General features: G+C 73.8%; 20 protein-coding genes. 9 read left to right on the top strand and 11 right to left on the bottom strand.

Features of this window, described 5'->3' with window-relative positions; genetic code table 11:
* The first annotated feature begins 73 nt into the window (after positions 1 to 73).
* Positions 74 to 856: an SGNH/GDSL hydrolase family protein gene (locus ACIRVF_RS25485; protein WP_402822079.1), complete on the top strand. Its 783-nt coding sequence runs from the start codon at positions 74 to 76 to the stop codon at positions 854 to 856.
* 7 nt (positions 857 to 863) lie between these two features.
* Here ACIRVF_RS25485 and ACIRVF_RS25480 read toward each other — a convergent pair whose 3' ends face one another.
* The gene (locus ACIRVF_RS25480; protein WP_402822076.1) at positions 864 to 1277 is read right to left on the bottom strand and encodes a DUF2809 domain-containing protein; all 414 of its coding nucleotides are present in this window, start codon (positions 1275 to 1277) and stop codon (positions 864 to 866) included.
* Between the two features lie 142 nt (positions 1278 to 1419).
* On the opposite strand from ACIRVF_RS25480, the gene ACIRVF_RS25475 reads away from it, so the two are divergent.
* Complete coding sequence (locus ACIRVF_RS25475) at positions 1420 to 2832, top strand: DUF2252 domain-containing protein (protein WP_402822073.1); 1413 nt, start codon at positions 1420 to 1422, stop codon at positions 2830 to 2832.
* Positions 2833 to 2979: 147 nt separating this feature from the next.
* Here the strand turns inward: ACIRVF_RS25475 and ACIRVF_RS25470 are convergent, their stop codons facing one another.
* The 3 genes from ACIRVF_RS25470 to ACIRVF_RS25460 are packed head-to-tail and all read right to left on the bottom strand — an operon-like array spanning position 2980 to position 5730.
* Complete coding sequence (locus ACIRVF_RS25470; RefSeq protein WP_402822070.1) at positions 2980 to 3666, bottom strand: alpha/beta fold hydrolase; 687 nt, start codon at positions 3664 to 3666, stop codon at positions 2980 to 2982.
* Between the two features lie 28 nt (positions 3667 to 3694).
* Positions 3695 to 5170 (bottom strand): MFS transporter, encoded by a 1476-nt coding sequence (locus ACIRVF_RS25465; protein ID WP_402822067.1) that lies wholly within the window; start codon positions 5168 to 5170, stop codon positions 3695 to 3697.
* Positions 5167 to 5730, bottom strand: coding sequence for a helix-turn-helix domain-containing protein (locus tag ACIRVF_RS25460; RefSeq protein WP_402822064.1), 564 nt, complete (start codon positions 5728 to 5730; stop codon positions 5167 to 5169). The genes ACIRVF_RS25465 and ACIRVF_RS25460 overlap by 4 nt, the downstream gene beginning before the upstream one ends.
* 180 nt (positions 5731 to 5910) lie before the next feature.
* Here ACIRVF_RS25460 and ACIRVF_RS25455 point away from each other — a divergent pair, with 180 nt between their 5' ends.
* Complete coding sequence (locus ACIRVF_RS25455; RefSeq protein ID WP_402822061.1) at positions 5911 to 7215, top strand: DUF5685 family protein; 1305 nt, start codon at positions 5911 to 5913, stop codon at positions 7213 to 7215.
* Positions 7216 to 7219: 4 nt separating this feature from the next.
* Here the strand turns inward: ACIRVF_RS25455 and ACIRVF_RS25450 are convergent, their stop codons facing one another.
* Together ACIRVF_RS25450 and ACIRVF_RS25445 are read right to left on the bottom strand one after the other, a co-directional pair.
* Positions 7220 to 7417, bottom strand: coding sequence for a hypothetical protein (locus ACIRVF_RS25450; protein WP_402822058.1), 198 nt, complete (start codon positions 7415 to 7417; stop codon positions 7220 to 7222).
* Positions 7407 to 7550, bottom strand: a complete 144-nt coding sequence (locus ACIRVF_RS25445) for a hypothetical protein (protein WP_402822055.1) — start codon at positions 7548 to 7550, stop codon at positions 7407 to 7409. Before ACIRVF_RS25445 ends, ACIRVF_RS25450 begins: the two co-directional genes overlap by 11 nt.
* A 200-nt stretch (positions 7551 to 7750) precedes the next feature.
* Here ACIRVF_RS25445 and ACIRVF_RS25440 point away from each other — a divergent pair, with 200 nt between their 5' ends.
* Both ACIRVF_RS25440 and ACIRVF_RS25435 read left to right on the top strand, forming a co-directional pair.
* A complete protein-coding gene (locus ACIRVF_RS25440) occupies positions 7751 to 8962 on the top strand; it encodes an alginate lyase family protein (protein WP_402822053.1) in 1212 nt (403 codons plus the stop codon).
* A gap of 71 nt (positions 8963 to 9033) precedes the next feature.
* Entirely contained in the window at positions 9034 to 9927 is an 894-nt protein-coding gene (locus ACIRVF_RS25435; protein ID WP_402822052.1) for a chitosanase, read from the top strand.
* A 47-nt stretch (positions 9928 to 9974) separates the two neighbouring features.
* Here ACIRVF_RS25435 and ACIRVF_RS25430 read toward each other — a convergent pair whose 3' ends face one another.
* Positions 9975 to 10553 carry a TetR/AcrR family transcriptional regulator gene (locus tag ACIRVF_RS25430; RefSeq protein ID WP_402822049.1) on the bottom strand — a complete coding sequence of 193 codons (579 nt, stop codon included), beginning with the start codon at positions 10551 to 10553 and terminating at the stop codon, positions 9975 to 9977.
* 102 nt (positions 10554 to 10655) lie between these two features.
* On the opposite strand from ACIRVF_RS25430, the gene ACIRVF_RS25425 reads away from it, so the two are divergent.
* The gene (locus ACIRVF_RS25425; RefSeq protein ID WP_402822046.1) at positions 10656 to 11126 is read left to right on the top strand and encodes a DUF1348 family protein; all 471 of its coding nucleotides are present in this window, start codon (positions 10656 to 10658) and stop codon (positions 11124 to 11126) included.
* 157 nt (positions 11127 to 11283) lie between these two features.
* Positions 11284 to 12348, top strand: coding sequence for a TolB family protein (locus tag ACIRVF_RS25420; RefSeq protein WP_402822043.1), 1065 nt, complete (start codon positions 11284 to 11286; stop codon positions 12346 to 12348).
* On the opposite strand, the gene ACIRVF_RS25415 is transcribed toward ACIRVF_RS25420, so the two are convergent.
* Positions 12336 to 12938: a hypothetical protein gene (locus tag ACIRVF_RS25415; RefSeq protein ID WP_402822040.1), complete on the bottom strand. Its 603-nt coding sequence runs from the start codon at positions 12936 to 12938 to the stop codon at positions 12336 to 12338. The two genes, ACIRVF_RS25420 and ACIRVF_RS25415, sit on opposite strands and share 13 nt — an antisense overlap.
* A gap of 58 nt (positions 12939 to 12996) precedes the next feature.
* Positions 12997 to 13521, bottom strand: a complete 525-nt coding sequence (locus ACIRVF_RS25410; protein WP_402822037.1) for a MarR family winged helix-turn-helix transcriptional regulator — start codon at positions 13519 to 13521, stop codon at positions 12997 to 12999.
* 216 nt (positions 13522 to 13737) lie between these two features.
* Here ACIRVF_RS25410 and ACIRVF_RS25405 point away from each other — a divergent pair, with 216 nt between their 5' ends.
* Positions 13738 to 14988, top strand: a complete 1251-nt coding sequence (locus tag ACIRVF_RS25405; RefSeq protein WP_402822034.1) for an MFS transporter — start codon at positions 13738 to 13740, stop codon at positions 14986 to 14988.
* 11 nt (positions 14989 to 14999) lie between these two features.
* Here ACIRVF_RS25405 and ACIRVF_RS25400 read toward each other — a convergent pair whose 3' ends face one another.
* Both ACIRVF_RS25400 and ACIRVF_RS25395 read right to left on the bottom strand, forming a co-directional pair.
* Complete coding sequence (locus tag ACIRVF_RS25400; RefSeq protein WP_402822031.1) at positions 15000 to 15908, bottom strand: alkaline phosphatase family protein; 909 nt, start codon at positions 15906 to 15908, stop codon at positions 15000 to 15002.
* 116 nt (positions 15909 to 16024) lie between these two features.
* Complete coding sequence (locus ACIRVF_RS25395) at positions 16025 to 17008, bottom strand: phospholipase D-like domain-containing protein (RefSeq protein ID WP_402822028.1); 984 nt, start codon at positions 17006 to 17008, stop codon at positions 16025 to 16027.
* Between the two features lie 296 nt (positions 17009 to 17304).
* On the opposite strand from ACIRVF_RS25395, the gene ACIRVF_RS25390 reads away from it, so the two are divergent.
* Positions 17305 to 18585: a serine hydrolase domain-containing protein gene (locus ACIRVF_RS25390; protein ID WP_402822025.1), complete on the top strand. Its 1281-nt coding sequence runs from the start codon at positions 17305 to 17307 to the stop codon at positions 18583 to 18585.
* Positions 18586 to 18626: the final 41 nt, after the last annotated feature.

Below are 18626 nucleotides of genomic sequence, written 5' to 3'. Positions count from 1 at the left end.
GTGGCCCATCTCACGTGCCGCCACGTTCACCTACGGTGGCGTAGGTCACTTGAATGGGTGAACTATCTCTTTCATGCCGAACCTCCAGGAGACCCTTGACCTCAGTTCGTACGCCGCCCTCGGGGACAGCTTCACCGAGGGTCTGAACGACCCCGGTGCCGACGGCGCCTTCGCCGGCTGGGCCGACCGCCTGGCCGGGATGCTCGCCGAGGGCAGGCCGCCGGGCGGCTTCCGCTACGCCAACCTGGCGGTGCGCGGACGGCTGCTGGACCAGATCGTGGCCGAGCAGGTGCCGCAGGTCCGCCGGCTGCAGCCCGACCTGGTCACCTTCTGCGCCGGCGGCAACGACATCCTGCGGCCCGGCAGCGACCCGGACGAGGTGGCCGGTCGCTTCGAGGCCGCCGTCGCCCAACTGGCCGAGAACGCCGGGACGGTGCTGATCTGCACCGGGTTCGACACCCGCGAGGTGCCGCTGCTCAAGCACCTGCGCGGCAAGATCGCCACCTACAACGGCCACATGCGCGCGGTCGCCGACCGCTACGACTGCAAGGTGGCCGACCTGTGGTCGCTGCGCGCGGTGCAGGACCGCCGCGCCTGGAGCGAGGACCGGCTGCACCTCTCCCCCGAGGGGCACCAGCGGGTCGCCCTGCTGGCCGCCCGCTCGCTGGGCCTGCGCACCGCGGACGACCCTGAGGCCCCGTGGCCGACCGCCCGCGTCCTCACCCCCGCCGACCAGCGGCGCGAGAACCTCCAGTGGGCCCGCGAGCACCTGATCCCGTGGGTCGGCCGCCGCCTGCGCGGCGAGTCCTCGGGCGACCACGTCGAGGCCAAGCGGCCTGAGCTGCTTCCCCTCTGACGGTACGTCAGTCGGCGTCGACGGGTGCTGCGGTCCCACCGGACCGCAGCACCCGGTGGAGCAGTGCGGCGCCGCCCGCGCCGACCAGGTACCAGAACAGGTCCGGCGGATTGAAGGTCGACCCGAGCACCAGGTGCACCAGCCCGCTGTGCCGCCCCCACGCGTCCGGCAGCCCGGTCGCCTGGAACAGCTCCACCGCCCAGCTCACCCCGGCCGCCACCAGCGCGGCCCGCACCGGCCGCACCCCGGGCACGACCAGCACCACCAGGGCGTAGACCAGGACGGTGTAGAGCGCGTCGCCCGCGTACTTGGCCGGGTCACCGGTCATCGCGGCGCGCACGCCCAGGCCGGCCGCCACCGTGAGCAACGCGGCCGCGGCGGCGGGGAGTCGGGCCGCCAGGCCCGTCCGGAGATCGTTCACCCGACCCAGACTACGTGCGGCCCCGCCCTTCACATCCCCGCCCCCGCCCCAGGAACCACCGCGCGACGCCGGACGTCACTCCCCCTGATGAGCCGTCCGTGCAGGTCACGGGCGGGAGTTCGAGCAGGGCGGGCGGGGAACAGTGACGGACATCGGGACCACCACCGGGCGGCGGACGTTCACCGTCCCCGGGTTCGCGACCGGGCCGGACGGCCGGGCGCACCGGGCGCGCGAGCAGGGGAAGGCCCTGCGGGGCCGGATCCCCCGGGAACGGCACGCGGAGTTCACGCCCGCGGCCGACCGGCCCACCGCGGTGGCGGCACTGAAGGCGTCCAACGCGGGCCGGATCGCGGGCCTGGTACCGATCAGGATCGGCCGGATGGCCGCCACTCCGTTCGCCTTCCTGCGCGGCTCGGCCGGTCTGATGGCCGCCGACCTCGCGGGCACGCCGGTGACCGGCGTGACGGCGCAGCTGTGCGGGGACGCGCACGCGGCGAACTTCGGGCTGTACGGCGATGCGCGCGGCCAACTGGTCATGGACATCAACGACTTCGACGAGACCGTGCCCGGCCCCTGGGAGTGGGACCTCAAGCGGCTCGCCGCCAGCCTGGTCCTGGCGGGCCGGGAGGCCGGGGCGAGCGAGACCACCGCCCGCGCGGCCGCCCGGCACGCGGCGGGCTCCTACCGCCGCACCGTGCGCACGCTCGCCAAGCTCCCCGCCCTGGACGCCTGGAACGCCGTGGCGGACGAGCAGTTGGTGTCCTTCGCCGAGGCGCACGACCTCACCGAGGTGCTGCGGAAGGTCGGCGCGAAGGCCCTCGGCAACACCAGCGCCCGGTTCGCCGCCCGCAGCACCACCCGTACCGCGGACGGCGGTTGGCGGTTCACGGCCGCTCCGCCGGTGCTCACCCGGGTCACCGACGCGACCGCCCGGGCGGTGGCCGAGGCGCTCGGCCCGTACGTGGCGACGGTGCCCGCCGAGGTCCGCACCCTGCTGGCCCGCCACCGGGTGCAGGACGTGGCGTTCCGGGTGGTCGGCACCGGCAGTGTCGGCACCCGCTCGTACGTGGTGCTGCTCACCGACCACCGGGACCAGCCGCTGGTGCTCCAGGTGAAGGAGGCCCGGCCGTCCGTGCTGCTGCCGTACCTCGGCGGCCACCGGCCGCGCACGGAGGAGGAGCACGAGGGCCGGCGGGTGGTGCTCGGCCAGAAGCACATGCAGGTGGTCAGCGACACCCTGCTCGGCTGGACCACCGTCGACGGACTCCCCTACCAGGTACGGCAGTTCCGCAACCGCAAGGGCAGCGTCGACCCGGCCGCGCTGCTGCCCGCCCAGTTGGACGACTACGCCCGGATCACCGGCGCCCTGCTGGCCCGCGCCCACGCCCACACCGCCGACCCGGGCCTGCTGGCCGGGTACTGCGGCAAGAGCGAGGCGCTGGACGACGCGGTCGCCGCCTTCGCCGTCGCCTACGCGGACCGCACCGAGGCCGACCACGCGGAGCTGGTGGCGGCGGTGCGCAGCGGGCGGCTGCCCGCCGAGCAGGGGGTGTGACCGGCAGCGGAGCCGGCCGCGACCGGTGGGGGGCTGCCCGGCACCTTGACCGCAGCCGGCACCACGGCGCTCGGGTGGGGATCCGGCTGGGTCCCGGTCAGTCGATGGCGCCGGGACCGGACGTAGGAGGCGCCGGGGCGTCGCGGCTCAGGCCTCCAGGAACGGGGCCACGGCGGCGATGAACTCGGCCGGGCGTGCGCTGTGCACCAGGTGACCGGCCTCGATGGTGACCAGTCGGCAGTCCGGGATCAGCCGGGCGAGTTCGGCGATCCGCTCCTGGGGGACGTGGCTGGTGGGGCCGCCCGCGACGGCCAGGGTGGGCGCGGTGATCCGGGCCAGCCCCTCCCGCCAGGCCGGGTCCGGGGTGTCGAGCTGCGCCTTGACGGCCCGGACCATCGCCCAGTCGAAGTGCGCCGGTTCGTCCGCTCCCCCGGGCGGCACGCTCGACGGGCGCGGGTGGAGGGCGGGAATCTCCTCCAGGACCAGCCGGTCGATCCGCTCGGGCGCGGACTGGGCCAGCAGGTAGGCGACGGCGCCGCCCATCGAGTGGCCGACCAGGGCGATCCGGTCGAGACCGATCGCGTCGAGGAAGGCGAGCACGTCCTCGCTCATCTCCTCCAGGCCGTACGCGGCGGTGCGTCCGCTGTCGCCGTGGCCGCGCAGGTCGAGCGCGTACACGTGGTGGCGGGGAGCGAGGTCGGGCAGCACCGTGTCCCAGTCGGCGGCGCGCTCGCCGAGGCCGTGCAGCAGCACCAGCGGCGGGCCGTCGGGGCGTCCGCTCTCGCGGTAGGCCAGGGTGAGTTCGGGCAGCCGCACCGTCCGTACTGTCGTCATGCCCGCCACCGTACGCGCGCGGCGGCCGTCACCGGACGGCTGTTCGCCCTCGGCTCACCGTGACCGGCTGCTCCGCCGGCTGCTCCGGCCCGCCGACCCGGCCGGCGAACACCGAGGCCAGCACGGCGAGTCCGGCCACCGCCGCGCAGACCAGACTGGCGGTCAGGTAGGCGGAGCGGTGGCCGCCGCCCCCGGCCGTCTCCCGCAGGTAGACCCCGGACAGCGCGGAGACCGCGACGGCCGCCGCGATCCGCTGTGCCATCTGCAGGATCGCCCCGCTCACCCCGGCCGCCTCGGCCGGCGCGTGGCGCAGTACGTAGGCCTGGTTGGTGGAGCCCATCAGGCCGACCGAGGCGCCGCTGAGCAGTTGGAGCAGGGCGAGCAGCCAGGGCAGTACGGCGGCGGGCGCCCAGTGGGCGACGAACCCGCTGAGCAGCATGGCCAGCGCGGAGCCGGTCATCCCGATGGTGACGGTGCGTCGGCCGAGCCGTTGCACCACGCGCCAGGCGAGCGCGGAGGCGGTGGCCATGGCCAGCGCCGAGGGCAGTGAGACCAGGGCGGCACCCATCGGGGACAGGCCCAGGCCGTCCTGGAGGAACATGGTCAGCACCAGGGAGGCGGCCAGCGAGGAGCCGAACTGGGCCATCGCGGTGGCCGTTCCGAGCGCGTACGGCGCGGAGCGGGTGAGCGCGGGGTGGATCAGCGGGTGACCGCCGGTGCGGGCGTAGCGGCGCTGCCAGCCGATCAGTGCGCCGAGCAGCGCCAGGGCGCCGGCGGCGAAGGCGAACCAGCCCGCCCAGCCGGGTGGCTGGACGAAGGGCAGCATCAGGGCCAGGGTGAGCGCCCCGACCAGGAGCAGGCCGAGCAGGTCGAGGTCGGCGTGCCGGGTGGCTGGGCGGGGCTTCGGCAGGTGGCGGACGGCCAGGGCGAGGGTGGCCAGGCCGAACGGGACGTTGAGCAGGAAGGTGAGCCGCCAGCCCGTTCCGGGGCCGGCCGCCGCGAGCACCAGGCCGCCGATCGGTGGGCCGAGGGCGAAGGCGAGGCTGCCGGTGACGGCGTACATGCCGAGGGCGCGGGCGCGCAGCTGCCCGTCGAAGACGTCCTGGAGGGTGCCGATCATCTGGGAGTTGACCAGGCCCGCGCCGGCGCCCTGGACGAGCCGGGCGGCGATCAGCACCGTCGGGTCGGTGGCGGTCGCGGAGACCAGGCTGACCAGGGTGAACAGGGCGAGCCCGGTGACGAAGAACCACTTGCGGCCCTTGACGTCGCCGAGCCGCCCGCCGGGTATCAGCGCGAGGCCGAAGGCGAGGGAGTACCCGGCGACGATCCACTGCAGGTGGGCGGGCTGGGCGTGCAGGGTCTCCCGCAGGGCGGGGACGGAGGTGTTGAGGACGGACTGGTCGATCAGGGTGGTGAAGCCGCCCGCGACGCAGACCAGCAGGACACGGCGGCCGGCGGCGTCGAAACGCTCCTTCGCCGGTACGGAACCGGGGGCGGCGCTCACGGCTCGACCACCACGAGGGCGTAGCGGGCCTCGGCCGGGCCGAGGCTGCGGAAGCGGCTGGTGCCGGAGCGGTAGCGCAGGCAGTCGCCGGGGCCGAGCAGGTGCGGCCTGCCGTCCAGGCTCAGTTCCAACTGCCCCTCGAACAGCCAGAGGTGGTGTTCCAGGCCGGGCAGGCAGGGGCGGTCGTAGGCGATGTCGGCTCCGGCCGGGAGCCGGCCCTCGATGATCTCGGCGTGCAGCGAGCTGTGCGGCGGGGAGACGGAGCGACGGACGAAGCCGCTCGCCTCGTCCTGCCACACCTGCTGCTCGCCGGCGCGCACCAGCGGGGCCGGTCCGGACTCCACCTCGGCGAGCAGCCGGGACATGGTCCGCCCGTACACGGCGCACAGGCGCCCCAGCAGCGCGGCGGTCGGGCTGACCTCGGCCCGTTCCACCCGCGAGAGCGTGGACCGGCTGACGTCGGCCTGCCGGGCCAACTCCTCCAGGGTCCAGCCGCGTTCGACCCGCAGTTCGGCGAGCCGTTGTGCCAGCCGCTCGTCGGCGGCCGTGTCGATTCCCATATTCAGGATGCTATCCCTGATATGGGATCGCCTTCCCGCGGTCTTCCACGGCCCGGTGACGGTTCGACGGCAGGTCCGGCTCCGGTTCGGCCGACCGGTCCGCTGCAGCGAGCCGCTGATCATATGATGTCCGGCGACAAAGTGGCCGGTCAGCGGCCACCGGCGAGGGGGACGAGGATCGTGTTCGGCATCATCAGACCGTGCAGGCACCGGCTGTCCGAGCGGCTCCAGGCCTCCTGGATGGCGCACCTGTGCGGGCTCTGCCTCGCGCTGCGGGACGACCACGGGCAGCTCGCCCGCACCGCCACCAACTACGACGGGCTGATCATCTCCGTCCTGGTCGAGGCCCAGACCGCCCGCGAGGACTCCAGCGGGCGGCGCACCGCCGGGCCCTGCCCGCTGCGCGGTATGCGGACCGCCTCCGTCGCCAAGGGCGAGGGCGCCCGGCTGGCGGCCGCCGTCTCGCTCGCGCTCGCCTCGGTGAAGATCCGCGACCACGTCGAGGACCGGGACGGCGTGTTCGCCCGACGACCGGTCGCCGTCGGGGCCCGCGCGGTGACCCGCCGTTGGGAGCGGCAGAGCGCGGGCAGCGCCTCCACGGTCGGCTTCGACACCGCCGTGCTGCTCGACGCCGCCTCCCGGCAGGGCGAGTTGGAGCGCTCGCTGCTGCCCGGCAGCTCCGTACTGCTGGTCACCGAGCCCACCGAGACCGCCACCTCGGCGGCCTTCGCCCACAGCGCCGTGATCGCCGGCCGCCCGGGCAACGCCGAACCGCTCGCCGAGGCGGGACGGCTGTTCGGCCGGCTCGCCCACCTCCTCGATGCCGCCGAGGACCAGGCCGCCGACGCCGCCTCGGGTGCCTGGAACCCGCTGACCGCCACCGGCACCGACCGCGCCGAGGCCGAACGGCTCTGCCGCGACGCCGTCCACGGCATCCGGCTCGCGCTGCGCGAGGTCGAACTGACCGACCGGGCACTGGTGCACGTGCTGCTCGGGCACGAGACGGAGAGCGCGGTGGACCGGGTCTTCGGCCGGCCCGGGCACGGGGCGAGCTGCCGCAGCGGCGAGCACGGCGCCGCCCACGGCGCCACCGCCGATCACCCCCAGGACGCGCCGCCGCGTCAGGTGCCGCCGGGCGGCCCGCACCCCGACCAGGACCCGAACCGGGCACCGGTCCCGCCGTGGGTGCCGCAGGGCCCCGGATTCGGCCCGCCCGGCGGAAAGCCTCCCCACCCGCGCAACCTGCTCGCCGGGTGCGCGGTGTGGGCACTGATGGCCTGCACCTGCCAGCTGCTCTGCTGCGAGCACAACGATCCGTTCAGCCGCGAGCGCCGCAAGGGCTTCTGCGAGCGGCACGACTGCTGCGACTGCGGCGACTGCTGCCGTTCCTGCGACCCGAACTGCTGCGACTGCTGCAAGTGCGGGTGCGACTGCTGCGACGACTGCGGCTGTGACGGCTGCGACTGCGGCTGCGACTGCTCGTGAGCCGTCACGCCCCGTCCGGTACGGCCCCCGGCTGACCGGACGCCGCCGGCCCGGGGTGCCCCCGCGGCACCCCGGGCCGGTCCGCCTCCCGGCCCTCCTCCGCGTCCTCCCCGCGCCGCCAGAGCGGCAGCACCGCCACCGGGCCGCGTGCCCCGTCCGCCCCCGGCACCGGACCGCGCGGTTCGGCGGCCTCAGGCCTCATGCCCCGCCACCTCCCGGTCCGCCGCCAGCGAGCTCTCCAGCCCGGCCAGCAACTGCCGGAACCGCTCGGCGTCCTGCTCCGTGATCCGCCCCTCGGGCGCCGCCCCCGGCCACTCGGCCGTCCTGTCGTCCATGGGCCCTGACGCTAGGCGTCGACGATCAACGGGCGATAAACGAGGGGCTGGTGGGACGAGAGGGACCGCGACCCGCCCGACTCCGGTACGCGGGACGACTTGGCGTGGACATGGGTTGGTGGTTCAATGCCTCTCGTTAGGAAGCTTTCCTAACAATGCCTGAGCACGACCTCCTCCCCCACCGAGAGGACGACTTCCCCATGGCTCGCAGCAGCGCCAGGAACACCCTCAGGACACTGATCACCGGGGCCGCCCTCGCCGCCCTCCTCCTGCCCGCCGTCGCCGTCCCCGCCGTAGCCCGGCCGGCGGCCGCCGGCCGGAGCACCGCTCCCTTCCAGCACCCCGGCGTGCTGGTCGGTGCCCAGCAACTCAACTCCGTGAAAGCCAAGTTGGCCGCCGGAGCCGAACCGTGGACCTCGGCCCTCGCCGACCTGCGGACCAGCAGGTACGCCTCGCTCGACTGGCAGCCCAAGCCGCGCGCCACCGTGGAGTGCGGATCCAGCTCGCACCCGAACAACGGCTGCTCCGACGAGCGCGACGACTCGCTGGCCGCCTACGCCCACGCCCTGCTGTGGGTGCTCAACCGCGACCGGCGCGATGCCGACAAGGCGATCTCCATCATGGACGCCTGGTCGGGCGTCATTCGCGAGCACACCAACACCAACGCCCAGCTGCAGACCGGCTGGTCGGGCAACAACTGGGCCCGCGCGGCCGAACTGATCCGCCACTCCGGCGCGGGCTGGCCGGCCGGCTCCGTCGACCGCTTCGCCACCATGCTGCGCACCGTGTACGTGCCGCTGCTGACCCCCGGCAGCCCGCGCAAGAACGGCAACTGGGAACTGATCGAAACCGACGCCCTGATGGGCATCGCGGTCTTCCTGGACGACCGCGGCCTGTTCGACCGCGCCGTCGACCTGTGGCGGCACCGGCTGCCCGCGTACGTCTACCTCTCCTCGGACGGCGACCTGCCGGTGCCCCCGCGGAATGCCGGGATCGAGGGCGAGTCCGCGCTGGTCAAGTACTGGAACGGCCAGTCCACCTTCGTCGACGGACTCTCCCAGGAGACCTGCCGGGACTTCGGCCACACCGGCTGGGGCCTGGAGGCCGCCGCCCAGGCCGCCGAGACCGCCCGGCTGCAGGGCGTCGACCTGTGGGGCGAGGGCCGCGAACGACTGGTCAAGGCGCTGGAGTTCCACACCGGTTACGACAACGGAGCGAGCGTGCCGGACTGGCTGTGCGACGGCTCGGTGAACACCGGCCTCGGCCCGGCGGTACAACTCGCGTACGACGAGTACCACCTGCGCGAGGGCCTCCCGATGCCGCAGACCGAGCGGTACGTCGCAGCGCACAGCCCGTTCGGGGCGAACTACTTCATCGGCTGGGAGACCCTGACCCACACCGACGCACCCTGACCCGCACCGCTCCTCCTCAGCACATCCCCACTGCCTCCGGCGGTCGCCCCGCCGGGGATCGGAGCACCACCGTGCACACCTCCCGGACCCACCGCCTCGCCGCCGTCGCCGCGGCTGCCACCCTGGCCGCCGGCGCCGCATGGGCCGCCACCACGGCGCAGGCCGCACCCGACGGCCCGGCCGCTCCGGCCGTCACCGCTCCGGCCGTCACCGCCCCGGCCGCTCCCGCCCCGGCCGCCGGCGGGCTCACCCCCGACCAGCGCCGCCGCGCCGACCAGTTGGTCAGCGTCTTCGAGAACGGCACCACCGAGATCCAGTACGGCTACGCCGAGAACATCAACGACGGCCGCGGCGTCACCGCCGGCCGGGCCGGGTTCACCACCAACGACGGCGACGCCCTCAAGGTGGTCCGCGCCTACACCGCCGTCTCACCCGACAACCCGCTGACCCGCTTCATCCCCGAGCTGGAACGCCTGGCCGCCACGGGCAGCGGCGACACCCGCGGTCTGCCCGAGGCCGACTACATCGCCGCCTGGAAGCAGGCCGCCCAGGACCCGGCCTTCCGGCAGGTCCAGGACGACCAGGTCGACCAGCGCTACTTCACCCCGGCCATGAACCAGGCCGACCAGCTCGGCCTGACCACCGCGCTGGCCCGCGCCGAGCTCTACGACGCCTCCATCCAGCACGGCAACGGCAGCGAGTACGACGCCCTGCCCGCGCTGATCAGCCGTACCGACGCCAAGGTCGGCCTGCCTTCGGCAGCCGGTGAACGCGCCTGGCTGGACGCGTTCTTCGACATCCGGATCGACGACCTGAACAACCCGGCCAACGCCTCCACCGCGGACGAGTGGCGGAAGTCCGTCGACCGGGTCGAGTGCCTGCGCCGGATCGCCGCCACCGGCAACTACGACCTGGACGGCCCGTTCGGCATCACCGCCTTCGGCTCCGACTACACCATCGGCTGAGCTGTCGCCGCTCGCCGCTCGCCGCCGACGCCGGGCCGCGGCCCGGTTCAGCTCCTGGCGCCCAGCGCGGCGTCCAGGAGCATCCGGGCCGCCGTCCCGGCGTCGGCGGCGGCGCTCGGGTCCCCGTGCACGGCCGCGGTGGTGATCGCTCCCTCCGCCAGCAGGGCCAGCTGGGCGGCGGTGGCGGGCGGGGCGCCGGCGGCCTCGACCAGGCCGGCCAGGTAGCCGGCGAACTCGGCCTTGTGGTGCCGGGCGGCGGCCGCGACGGCCGGTGTGGTGGCGCCGAGTTCGCCGAAGGAGTTCACGAAGGCGCAGCCACGGAAGCCGGGCTCGGCGAACCACCGGCCGAGCCAGTCGAAGACAGAGAGCACCTGGTTCCGGGGGGTACCACCGGCCCGCGAGACGTGGACGGCCAGGCTCGCCCGCCAGCGCGCGTCGCGGCGCCGCAGATAGGCCTCGACCAGGTCGTTCTTGGACGGGAAGTGCTGGTAGACGCGGCGCATCGTCAGTCCGCAGGCGGCCCGGACGGCGTCCATCCCGACCGCCTGGACGCCCTGCCCGTAGAACAGTTCCTCGGCGGCGTCGAGGATCCGGGTCCGCGGGTCGATCTGGTCCGGCTGTTCCATCTGCCGTGCCCTTTGCGTGAGAACGATGGTTCTCCTAGGGTAGCGAACGAAGTGAGAACGATCGTTCTCGCCAGCGGAACGTCCGTTCCCGAGGAGACGCCCATGCCCGAGCAGCGCCCGCCCGTCCCACCCTTCACCGAGGAGACCGCCCGCCGGAAGGTCCGGGCCGCCGAGGACGCCTGGAACACCCGCGACCCCCAGCGCGTCGCCCTCGCGTACACCCCGGACAGCCGCTGGCGCAACCGCGCCGAGTTCCTCACCGGCCGGGGGCAGATCGCCGACTTCCTCACCCGGAAGTGGCAGCGCGAGCACGACTACCGCCTGGTCAAGGAGCTCTGGGCGTTCGGCGGCGAGCGGATCGCCGTCCGCTTCGCCTACGAGTGGCACGACGACGACGGGCAGTGGCACCGCTCCTACGGCAACGAGAACTGGGAGTTCGACGGGCAGGGCCTGATGGCCCGCCGCCTCGCCTCGATCAACGACCTGCCGATCACCCCCGGGCAGCGCCTGTTCCACTGGCCGCTCGGCCGCCGCCCCGACGACCACCCGGGCCTCACCGACCTCGGCCTCTGACCGCACGCCGGGCACGGCATCCCACCTGCAGAGCACAGGAACTGACGCCACGTACACCGTGCCGTTCCAGGGCTGTGACAGAGCGGGCACCGGGCGCTGACCTCGGACTGGGACCCTCCTTGACGAAACGAACAGCACCACCGAGGGGGATCTCGACATGTCCGTGCGCAACCGATTCGGCAGCGCCGCCGCGATCGCGCTGATGGCCACCGTCAGCGCGGTCCTGCTCTCCGCCTGCGGCCCCGACAACGCCGACTCCGGCGCCACCGCGGCGCCCGGCAGCAAGGCACCCGGATCGGCGGCACCCGGATCGGCAGCGCCCGGCACGCCGGCGCCCGGCGGCGCCTCGCACTCCGGCAGCCCGGCACCCGGCGGCAAGGAGGTGAACGGGACCAGCGTCGCCAACCACCTGACCATCAGCACCGGCACCAGGAAGGTCGCGATGAACGGCACCCTGGTCGACTTCGGCTCCGTGGTGCGCGACCTCGCCTGGTCGCCGGACGGCAAGAAGGCCGTCTACGTCGGCGGGAGCGGCGACCTGATGACCGCCAACCCGGACGGCACCGGCGGGACCACCCTCGCCAAGCACCCGGACGGCGAGGAGTGGTCCCACCCGACCTGGCAGCACGCCGAGAAGGGGCCGAGCGGCGGCGCCGTCCCCGACGAGACCGAGCGCTACGACAACATCGTGTTCACCGCCAAGAAGGCCGGCGTGCTGCGACTGGTGAAGGTCCCCGCCAAGGGCGGCAGCGTCGAGGACGTCAGCCCGTCCAACTCCGAGGGCGGCGACAACGCGAACCTCCCGCAGCCGCCGCAGACCGGCAACACCTGGGCCAACGCGGGCGGCCGGCACGCCGAGATCGCGTACGCCAACACCCCGACCAACGAGGTGTACATCTACGACGACTACATCCGCCCGGCCACCCAGGACATCGGCAAGGGCTCCCAGCCGGCCCTGTCCCCGGACGGCGGGAAGATCGTCTTCGTCCGCGCGGTGAACGGCCACGACCACCTGTTCGCCCGCTCCACCGAGTACGACCAGAAGGCCGAGAAGGACCTCACCCCCTCGGCCACCACGGACTTCACCGAGCCCGCCTGGTCCCCCGACGGCAGGACCGTCGCCGCCCGCACCCCCGAGGGCATCGACACCGTGCCGGCCGACGGCTCCGCGGCGCCGACCCAGGTCTCCACCCTCTCCGGCCTGCCGGTCTACCGGCCCTGATCCCTCGCCGAGCCGCGGGCCAACTCGGCCCGCAGCTCGGCCAGGTGCTCGTCGGCGGACTCGTGCGGCAGGAACTCGACCAGGTCGAGGAAGCGGAACAGCACCCGGGCCTCGGTGACCGCGTACTCGTAGTCGCCGAAGCCGACCACCGCCCCCGTCCCGCCTCGCGCCGCCCCGCGGACGGCGGCGGCGGTCAGCCGGTCCTCCCCGCCCTCGGCGGTCACCTTGCGGCGGGCATTGGGCCGGGCCAGGTACGGGCACACCATCGACGCGTACAGCATGCAGGCACGGTGCCCGGGGCCCTCCATGGTCGGTGCGAGATTGTGGTACGGGCGCCCCGCAGCGATCGCCTCGGCGATCGCCGCGCTCTCGGCCGGTCCGACCACCCGCCACACCGGCCCGCGCGCCATGAACACCCCGCACACCGAACACCGGCGCTCCAGCGCGCAGTCGGCGCTGCGCCCGTGGTCGGTCAGCGCGAACTGCGGCTGCCCGTCCAGCCACGGCGTGATCGCGGGCACCGGGTACCCGCGCCCGTCCCGCGGCCGCTCCCCCACCTCGTCCGGCATCGGCACCAGTTCGAATCGCACGCCCCTATCGATACCAGCCGGGCGTGCCGCCGGTCGAGCCACCAGCCCGGACGGCGTGCTACCCCGCCGCCGACTCCTGGGTCAGCATCACCTTTCGCAGCAGGTCCGAGAGCGTGCGCCGCTCGTCCTCGGAGAGCACGCCGAGCAGCCGGCGCTCCTCGCGGCCGACCACGTCGAGGGCCTCCTGCCAGGCGGCGCGGCCGGCCTCGGTCAGCACGATGTCGACCTTGCGGCGGTCCTCGGTCGAGGGGGTGCGCAGGACGAAGCCGCGGCGTTCCAGGGCCTCCAGCCGGCCGGTGACTGAGGCGGGGGCGAGGTTGAGGTCGGCGCGCAGGTCGGAGGGGGCGGCGTGGCCGCCGCGGCCGGCCAGGACGTGCAGGGTGTCGAACTCGTGCTTGTGCAGGCCGAAGTCGGCGACGCCCTGTTCGCGGACCCGGCCGAGATGGCGGGTGAGCCGGGACATCCGGGTCACCGCGCCCTCGATGTCCGGGTCGAGTCCGGGGAGCACCGGGAGCCAGCGGTCGAGGTGGCCGTCCGTCCAGTCGCGGGGCGGGGTCGGCTGCTGGTGGCGGTGCTCGGGCATGGGAGGAGTCTACAAAGAGGCGATACATCGGCACCGAAATATTCGTTGCCAAAATTTCGTCACCGAAATACAGTTCCGCAGGTGATCCGACGACCCCCCTCCGAACGGCCCGCATCCCGACGACCCGCCTCCCGACGACCCGCCTCCGAACGGCCCGCCTCCGAACGGCCCGCATCCCGCGGAGCCGCGCTCGAACGCCCGGCGCCCCGGCACCCCTTGGGCCTGCGTGACTTCCGCCTGCTCTTCCTCGGCCGCACGGTCTCCACCCTCGGCGACGCCGTCGTCCCGGCCGCCCTCGCCATCGCCATCACCCGCGCGACCGGCTCCTCCGCCGCGCTCGCCCTCGTCCTGGGTTGCGCGATGGTCCCGCGACTGCTCCTGCTGCCCTTCGGCGGAGTGGCTGGCGACCGCCTCGACCCGCGCCTGGTGGCGCTCACCACCGATCTGCTGCGCGCCGCCACCCAACTGCTCGTCGGACTCGAACTCCTCGGCGCCCGGCCGGACCTGACCCACATCGCGATCGCCTCGGCGGCCGGTGGCCTCGCCTCCGCCTTCGCCATGCCGACCACCTCGCCGCTGGTCCGGGCCGCCGTCCCGGCCGAGCACCGCCTGCGCGCCAACTCCCTGCTCGGCTCGGCCACCAGCGCGGCCCGGCTCGGCGGCCCGGCGCTCGCGGGGCTCCTGGTGTACACCGCGGGACCCGGCTGGGCCTTCGTGGCGGACGGCGTCTCGTTCCTGCTGAGCGCCGCCCTGCTCGCCCGCGTCCGCCTCGCCCCCGCGGCCCGCGATCCGCTCACGGCCGCCGGAGCGCGCCCGCTGCGCCGGGACCTCGCCGAGGGCTGGCGCGAGGTGCGCGCCCGGGACTGGTACTGGACGAGTCTGGTCGCCCACGGGGTGTGGAACGGCGCGAGCGCGGTCGCGCTCACCCTCGGCCCGCTGATCGCCGCCACCCGCCTCGGCGGGGACGGCATCTGGGTGGCCGTCACCCAGGCCGGGGCCGCCGGCCTGCTGCTCGGCTCACTGGCGGCCGGCCGGCTCCGCCCCCGGCGCCCGGTGCTGGTGGGCAACCTGGCCCTGGCGCTGTACGGGCTGCCGCTGCTGGCGCTCGCCGTTCCGGCGCCCGCGCCCGTCACGGTGGCGGCGTACGGGGTGGCGATGGCCGGGCTGGGGTACCTCAACCCGGTGTGGGAGACGGTGGTGCAGGAGGAGTTCCCGCCGCAGGTCCTGGCCCGGGTCACCTCGTACGACTGGCTGCTCTCGCTGGCCGCCGCGCCGCTCGGCTACGTACTGGCCCCGCTGGCCGCCGACGCCTGGGGCAGCCGGGTGCCGCTGCTGGCCGCGGCCGCCCTGGTGACCCTGGTGTGCACGGCCACCGCGGCGGTGCCGGGGGTGCGCCGGCTCGGCACCGGGCCGGAAGCGGCGGAGCCGGCGGCCGTCGAACGGCCGCCGGCCCCCATCGGCTCCTGACCGTCGGGGGGTCAGTTCCAGATGCCGGTGATGTCCGTCGCGGTCGCCGCGTTGCCCGCGTGGCCGCTCGCCCCGGAGAGGTCCTCCAGGGTGCGCAGGACGTTGTAGTGGTTGTAGGTGGTGGCCGAGCTGCTGCCCGGGGTGACGTGGGCGCCGTAGACCAGGGTCGGGATGCGGTTGCCGGACAGGCTGTTGTCCTCGTCGAAGGTGACGACCAGCAGGCTGTTGTGGCTCTGCGCCCAGGTGGCGTACGCGCCCAGGTTGTTCTTGATCCAGGTGTCACCCGTGCTGATCGAGCAGTCGTGCATGTCGCTGCACAGGTTCGGGATCACGAAGGAGACGTTGGGCAGGGCGGTGTAGTCCGTCGGGAACTGCGCGAAGGTCTTGGCGCTGCTCAGCGGCACGTTGCCGAAGCCGAACCAGGGGTTGTGCTTCTGCGCGTAGTTGCCGCTGCTGCAGACCGTGCTGCCCTGGCCCGGCAGGGACTCGTTGTAGCTGGCCCAGGTCTTCCCCGCCGCGAGCACCTCGGAGGCCAGGTTCGGCGCCTGGAAGCCACCGACCGTCACGCAGCTGTCGTCTACCCGGCCCTGGGTGGAGCCGGAGAACAGCGCGTAGTAGTTCGGCTCGCTGGGGTGGGTGATGGCGAAGGACTGGGTGAGGTTGGCGCCGCCCGCCTTCAGGGTGTTGTTGAGGTACGGCGCGCTGCTGCTGCCGATGATCTGGCTGTAGGCGTGGTTCTCCATCACCACGACGACGATGTGGTCGGGCGTGGGCAGCCCGGCCGCCTGCGCGCTGGTGGCGGTGGCCGCCCACAGCCCGGCGGAGGCGGCGACCAGCGCGACGGCCGAGCCGAGCGCGGTCGCGGTGCGGCGGGATCGGGGGCGGGGGGAGTCGTTCACGGGCTTCGCGGACGAGGTCATGACAGGTCCTCGGGTGGGCGGGCGGCCCCGCGGGCCGCCCGGGAACGGGAGGGTGACGGACTGTCGTGCTCCCGCCGACCGGGCCGGGACCCGTCCGGCGGAATCCGCCGAACGGCCTAGTAGGGCGCGCCGTTGGCGAAGTCGGTGGCGAAGGTCGACTCGATCGTGTTGACCACCCCGGAGTCGGAGACGATCAGGCCCAGCTCGCGGTTGTTGTTCAGCGAGTTGTCGGAGAAGTTCTCCGAGCCGGCGAACACCTTGGCGGTGGACGTGCCGCGGTCGGCGACGATGGCCTTGGCGTGGACGTACAGACCGGTGGTCGAGGAGTACGTGACCACCTTGGCGCCGGCCGCGGTGACCTCGTCGAATGAGGAGCCGTACGAGCCGGGGTCCATGCCGACCACCCGCACGGTGACGCCGCGGTCGGCGGCCGCGGCGACCGCGTCGACCAGGGCCTGGTCGCCGAACTCCAGCTCCTCGACGTCCAGGGAGGTCTGCGCGCCGTTGATCAGCGCCAGCAGCCGGTCCTGCGAGTCGGTGGGCGACCAGACCAGGTTGTCGCCGTCGGAGGGGGTGATCGAGGTCTTGGCGTAGTCGGCGGCGAAGACCTGCTCGATCGCGTTGACGTCGTTGGCGTCGGTGTCGATGACACCGTAGTCGCGGCTGCTGGAGTAGTAGGTGGCGTCCAGGTTCCCGGTCAGGATCAGGGACGTCGCGCCGTCCACGGTGACGGTCTTCTGGTGGGTGTAGACGAACGCCGAGGAGGAGTACGTCACGCCGACGCCCGCCGCCTTCAGCGCGTTGTAGGCGGAGCCGTTGACCGAGGTGTGCCGGCCGTCCAGGACGACCCGCACCCTGACGCCGGCCCGCTGGCGGGCGATCAGGTCGTTGACCGCCGTGGTGTCGCGCAGCTCGTACATGGTGACGTCGACGGTCCTGGTGGCCGAGTTGATCAGGTCGTAGACCACCGTGTGGCTCTGGTCGGGGAACACCACGGCGGTGTAGGTGCCGGTCGCGTGGGCGGTGCCGGTGGCGGATATCAGGCCGGCACCGGCGAGCAGCAGGGCGCCGGCACGGCGCGCGAGGGTGGCCAGGGGCATGGGGACTCCGTGGTCGGTGAGGGGGATGTCGCCGGGGAGAGGTCCGGTGCGGGCGGCACCGGACGGCGGAGCGAGCGCCCGAACAGCATGGGGGCGGCGCGGTCAACGCGGGTAGACCACGGGAGGTAAAACCTTGCCCCCGGCCCGGAAAACGGACGGTGCGCCCGGCGGACACGCCCGAGAACGGACGAAGCGGTCAATCCGGTTCACATTGCGACCAGGCGCCCGGACCGGTGATAGTGATCACCGATCGACGCGATCCGACACCGCGTCAGCCCACGAGAGAGCCGAGGAACATGGCGAAGACCAGCCTTCTGCGTCCCCTCGCGGTGGCCGCCGCCGCTGCCGTCCTGGCGGCGTCCGGAACCGCCCCCGCCCTGGCCGCCGGCCGGGACGGTGCGACTCTGCCGACTCCCGACACCGCCGGGGTGCTGAGCGCACTCCAGGCCACCACGGGCGCGGGCGCCCCGGGCGCCTTCGCGGTGATCCGCGACCACGGCGACGACGAGCGGACCCGCTCGCTGACCGTCGGAAGGGCGAATCTGGACGGGACCCCGATGAACTCCGCGTGGAGGTTCCGGGTCGGCAGCAACAGCAAGATGTTCGCCGCCGTTCTCGTGATGCAGCTGGCGCAGGAGGGCCGGATCGACCTCGACAGGCCGCTGCGCGACTATCTCCCGGCCGGCACCCTCCCGGACGGCTGGACCATGACCGGCCGTCAGGTGATGGAGCACCGGGCCGGCATCTACGACCACACCGCCGACCTGCTGGAGCAGCCCGGCGAGGAGACCACCTCCGCCTTCGAGGCCCGCATCCGCACCGGGGTGTACGCCCCGGCCGACCTGGTCGCGATGTCCGTCAAGCACGGCCAGCAGTACGCGCCGGGCAGCCGCTACTCCTACTCCAACACCGACTTCGTACTGATGGGCCTCGCCGTCGAGCACCTCACCGGCCGCCCGTACGCGGACGTGCTGCGCGATCGGATCATCGAGCCGCTCGGTCTCACGAAGACCTCCTTCGTCGTCCCCGACCAGCAGATCCAGGGCGCCCACGTCACCGGCTACCTCACCAACGACGACCGCAGCAAGCCGCTGCTGGACTCCACCGAACAGACCGGCTCCTGGGTGTGGAGCGCCGGGGCGGTCATCTCCACGGCCGAGGACCTGGACACCTTCCTCACCGCCCTGATGGCCGGCAGCTCCGGAGGACTGGTCTCGGACGACTCGCTGCGCCAGATGGAGGCCGCACTGCCCACCCCGACCGCCAAGATCTCCTACGGGCTGGGACTGCGCCGCATCTCGCTGTCCTGCGGGGACGTGTACGGGCACGGCGGCATCGTCCAGGGCTACCAGACCCAGTCCTTCACCACCCCGGACGGGCACCGCTCGGTGGTGGTCTTCGCCAACGCCTCCAACAACGGCTCCGTCACCCAGGGGCTGATGAACGCGCTGGAACCGGCCTTCTGCGGGAAGAAGCCGGCGGCCGCGCCGCGGACGGCCACCACGCCGTCCGCGCGGGACGGCCAGGGCGACCAGGGCGACCGGTGGCTGCCCGTGGTGGAGGACACCCGGATCTGAACCCGGGCGCCGCCGAACCTCGGCGGCGCGGCCGGGGCCCG

Origin of the sequence: Kitasatospora sp. NPDC101157, from assembly GCF_044768255.1 — a bacterium.
Classification (GTDB): Bacteria; Actinomycetota; Actinomycetes; order Streptomycetales; family Streptomycetaceae; genus Kitasatospora.
The sequence above is the reverse complement of the archived record's forward strand: the minus strand, read 5'-3'. Positions and strand labels throughout refer to the sequence as shown.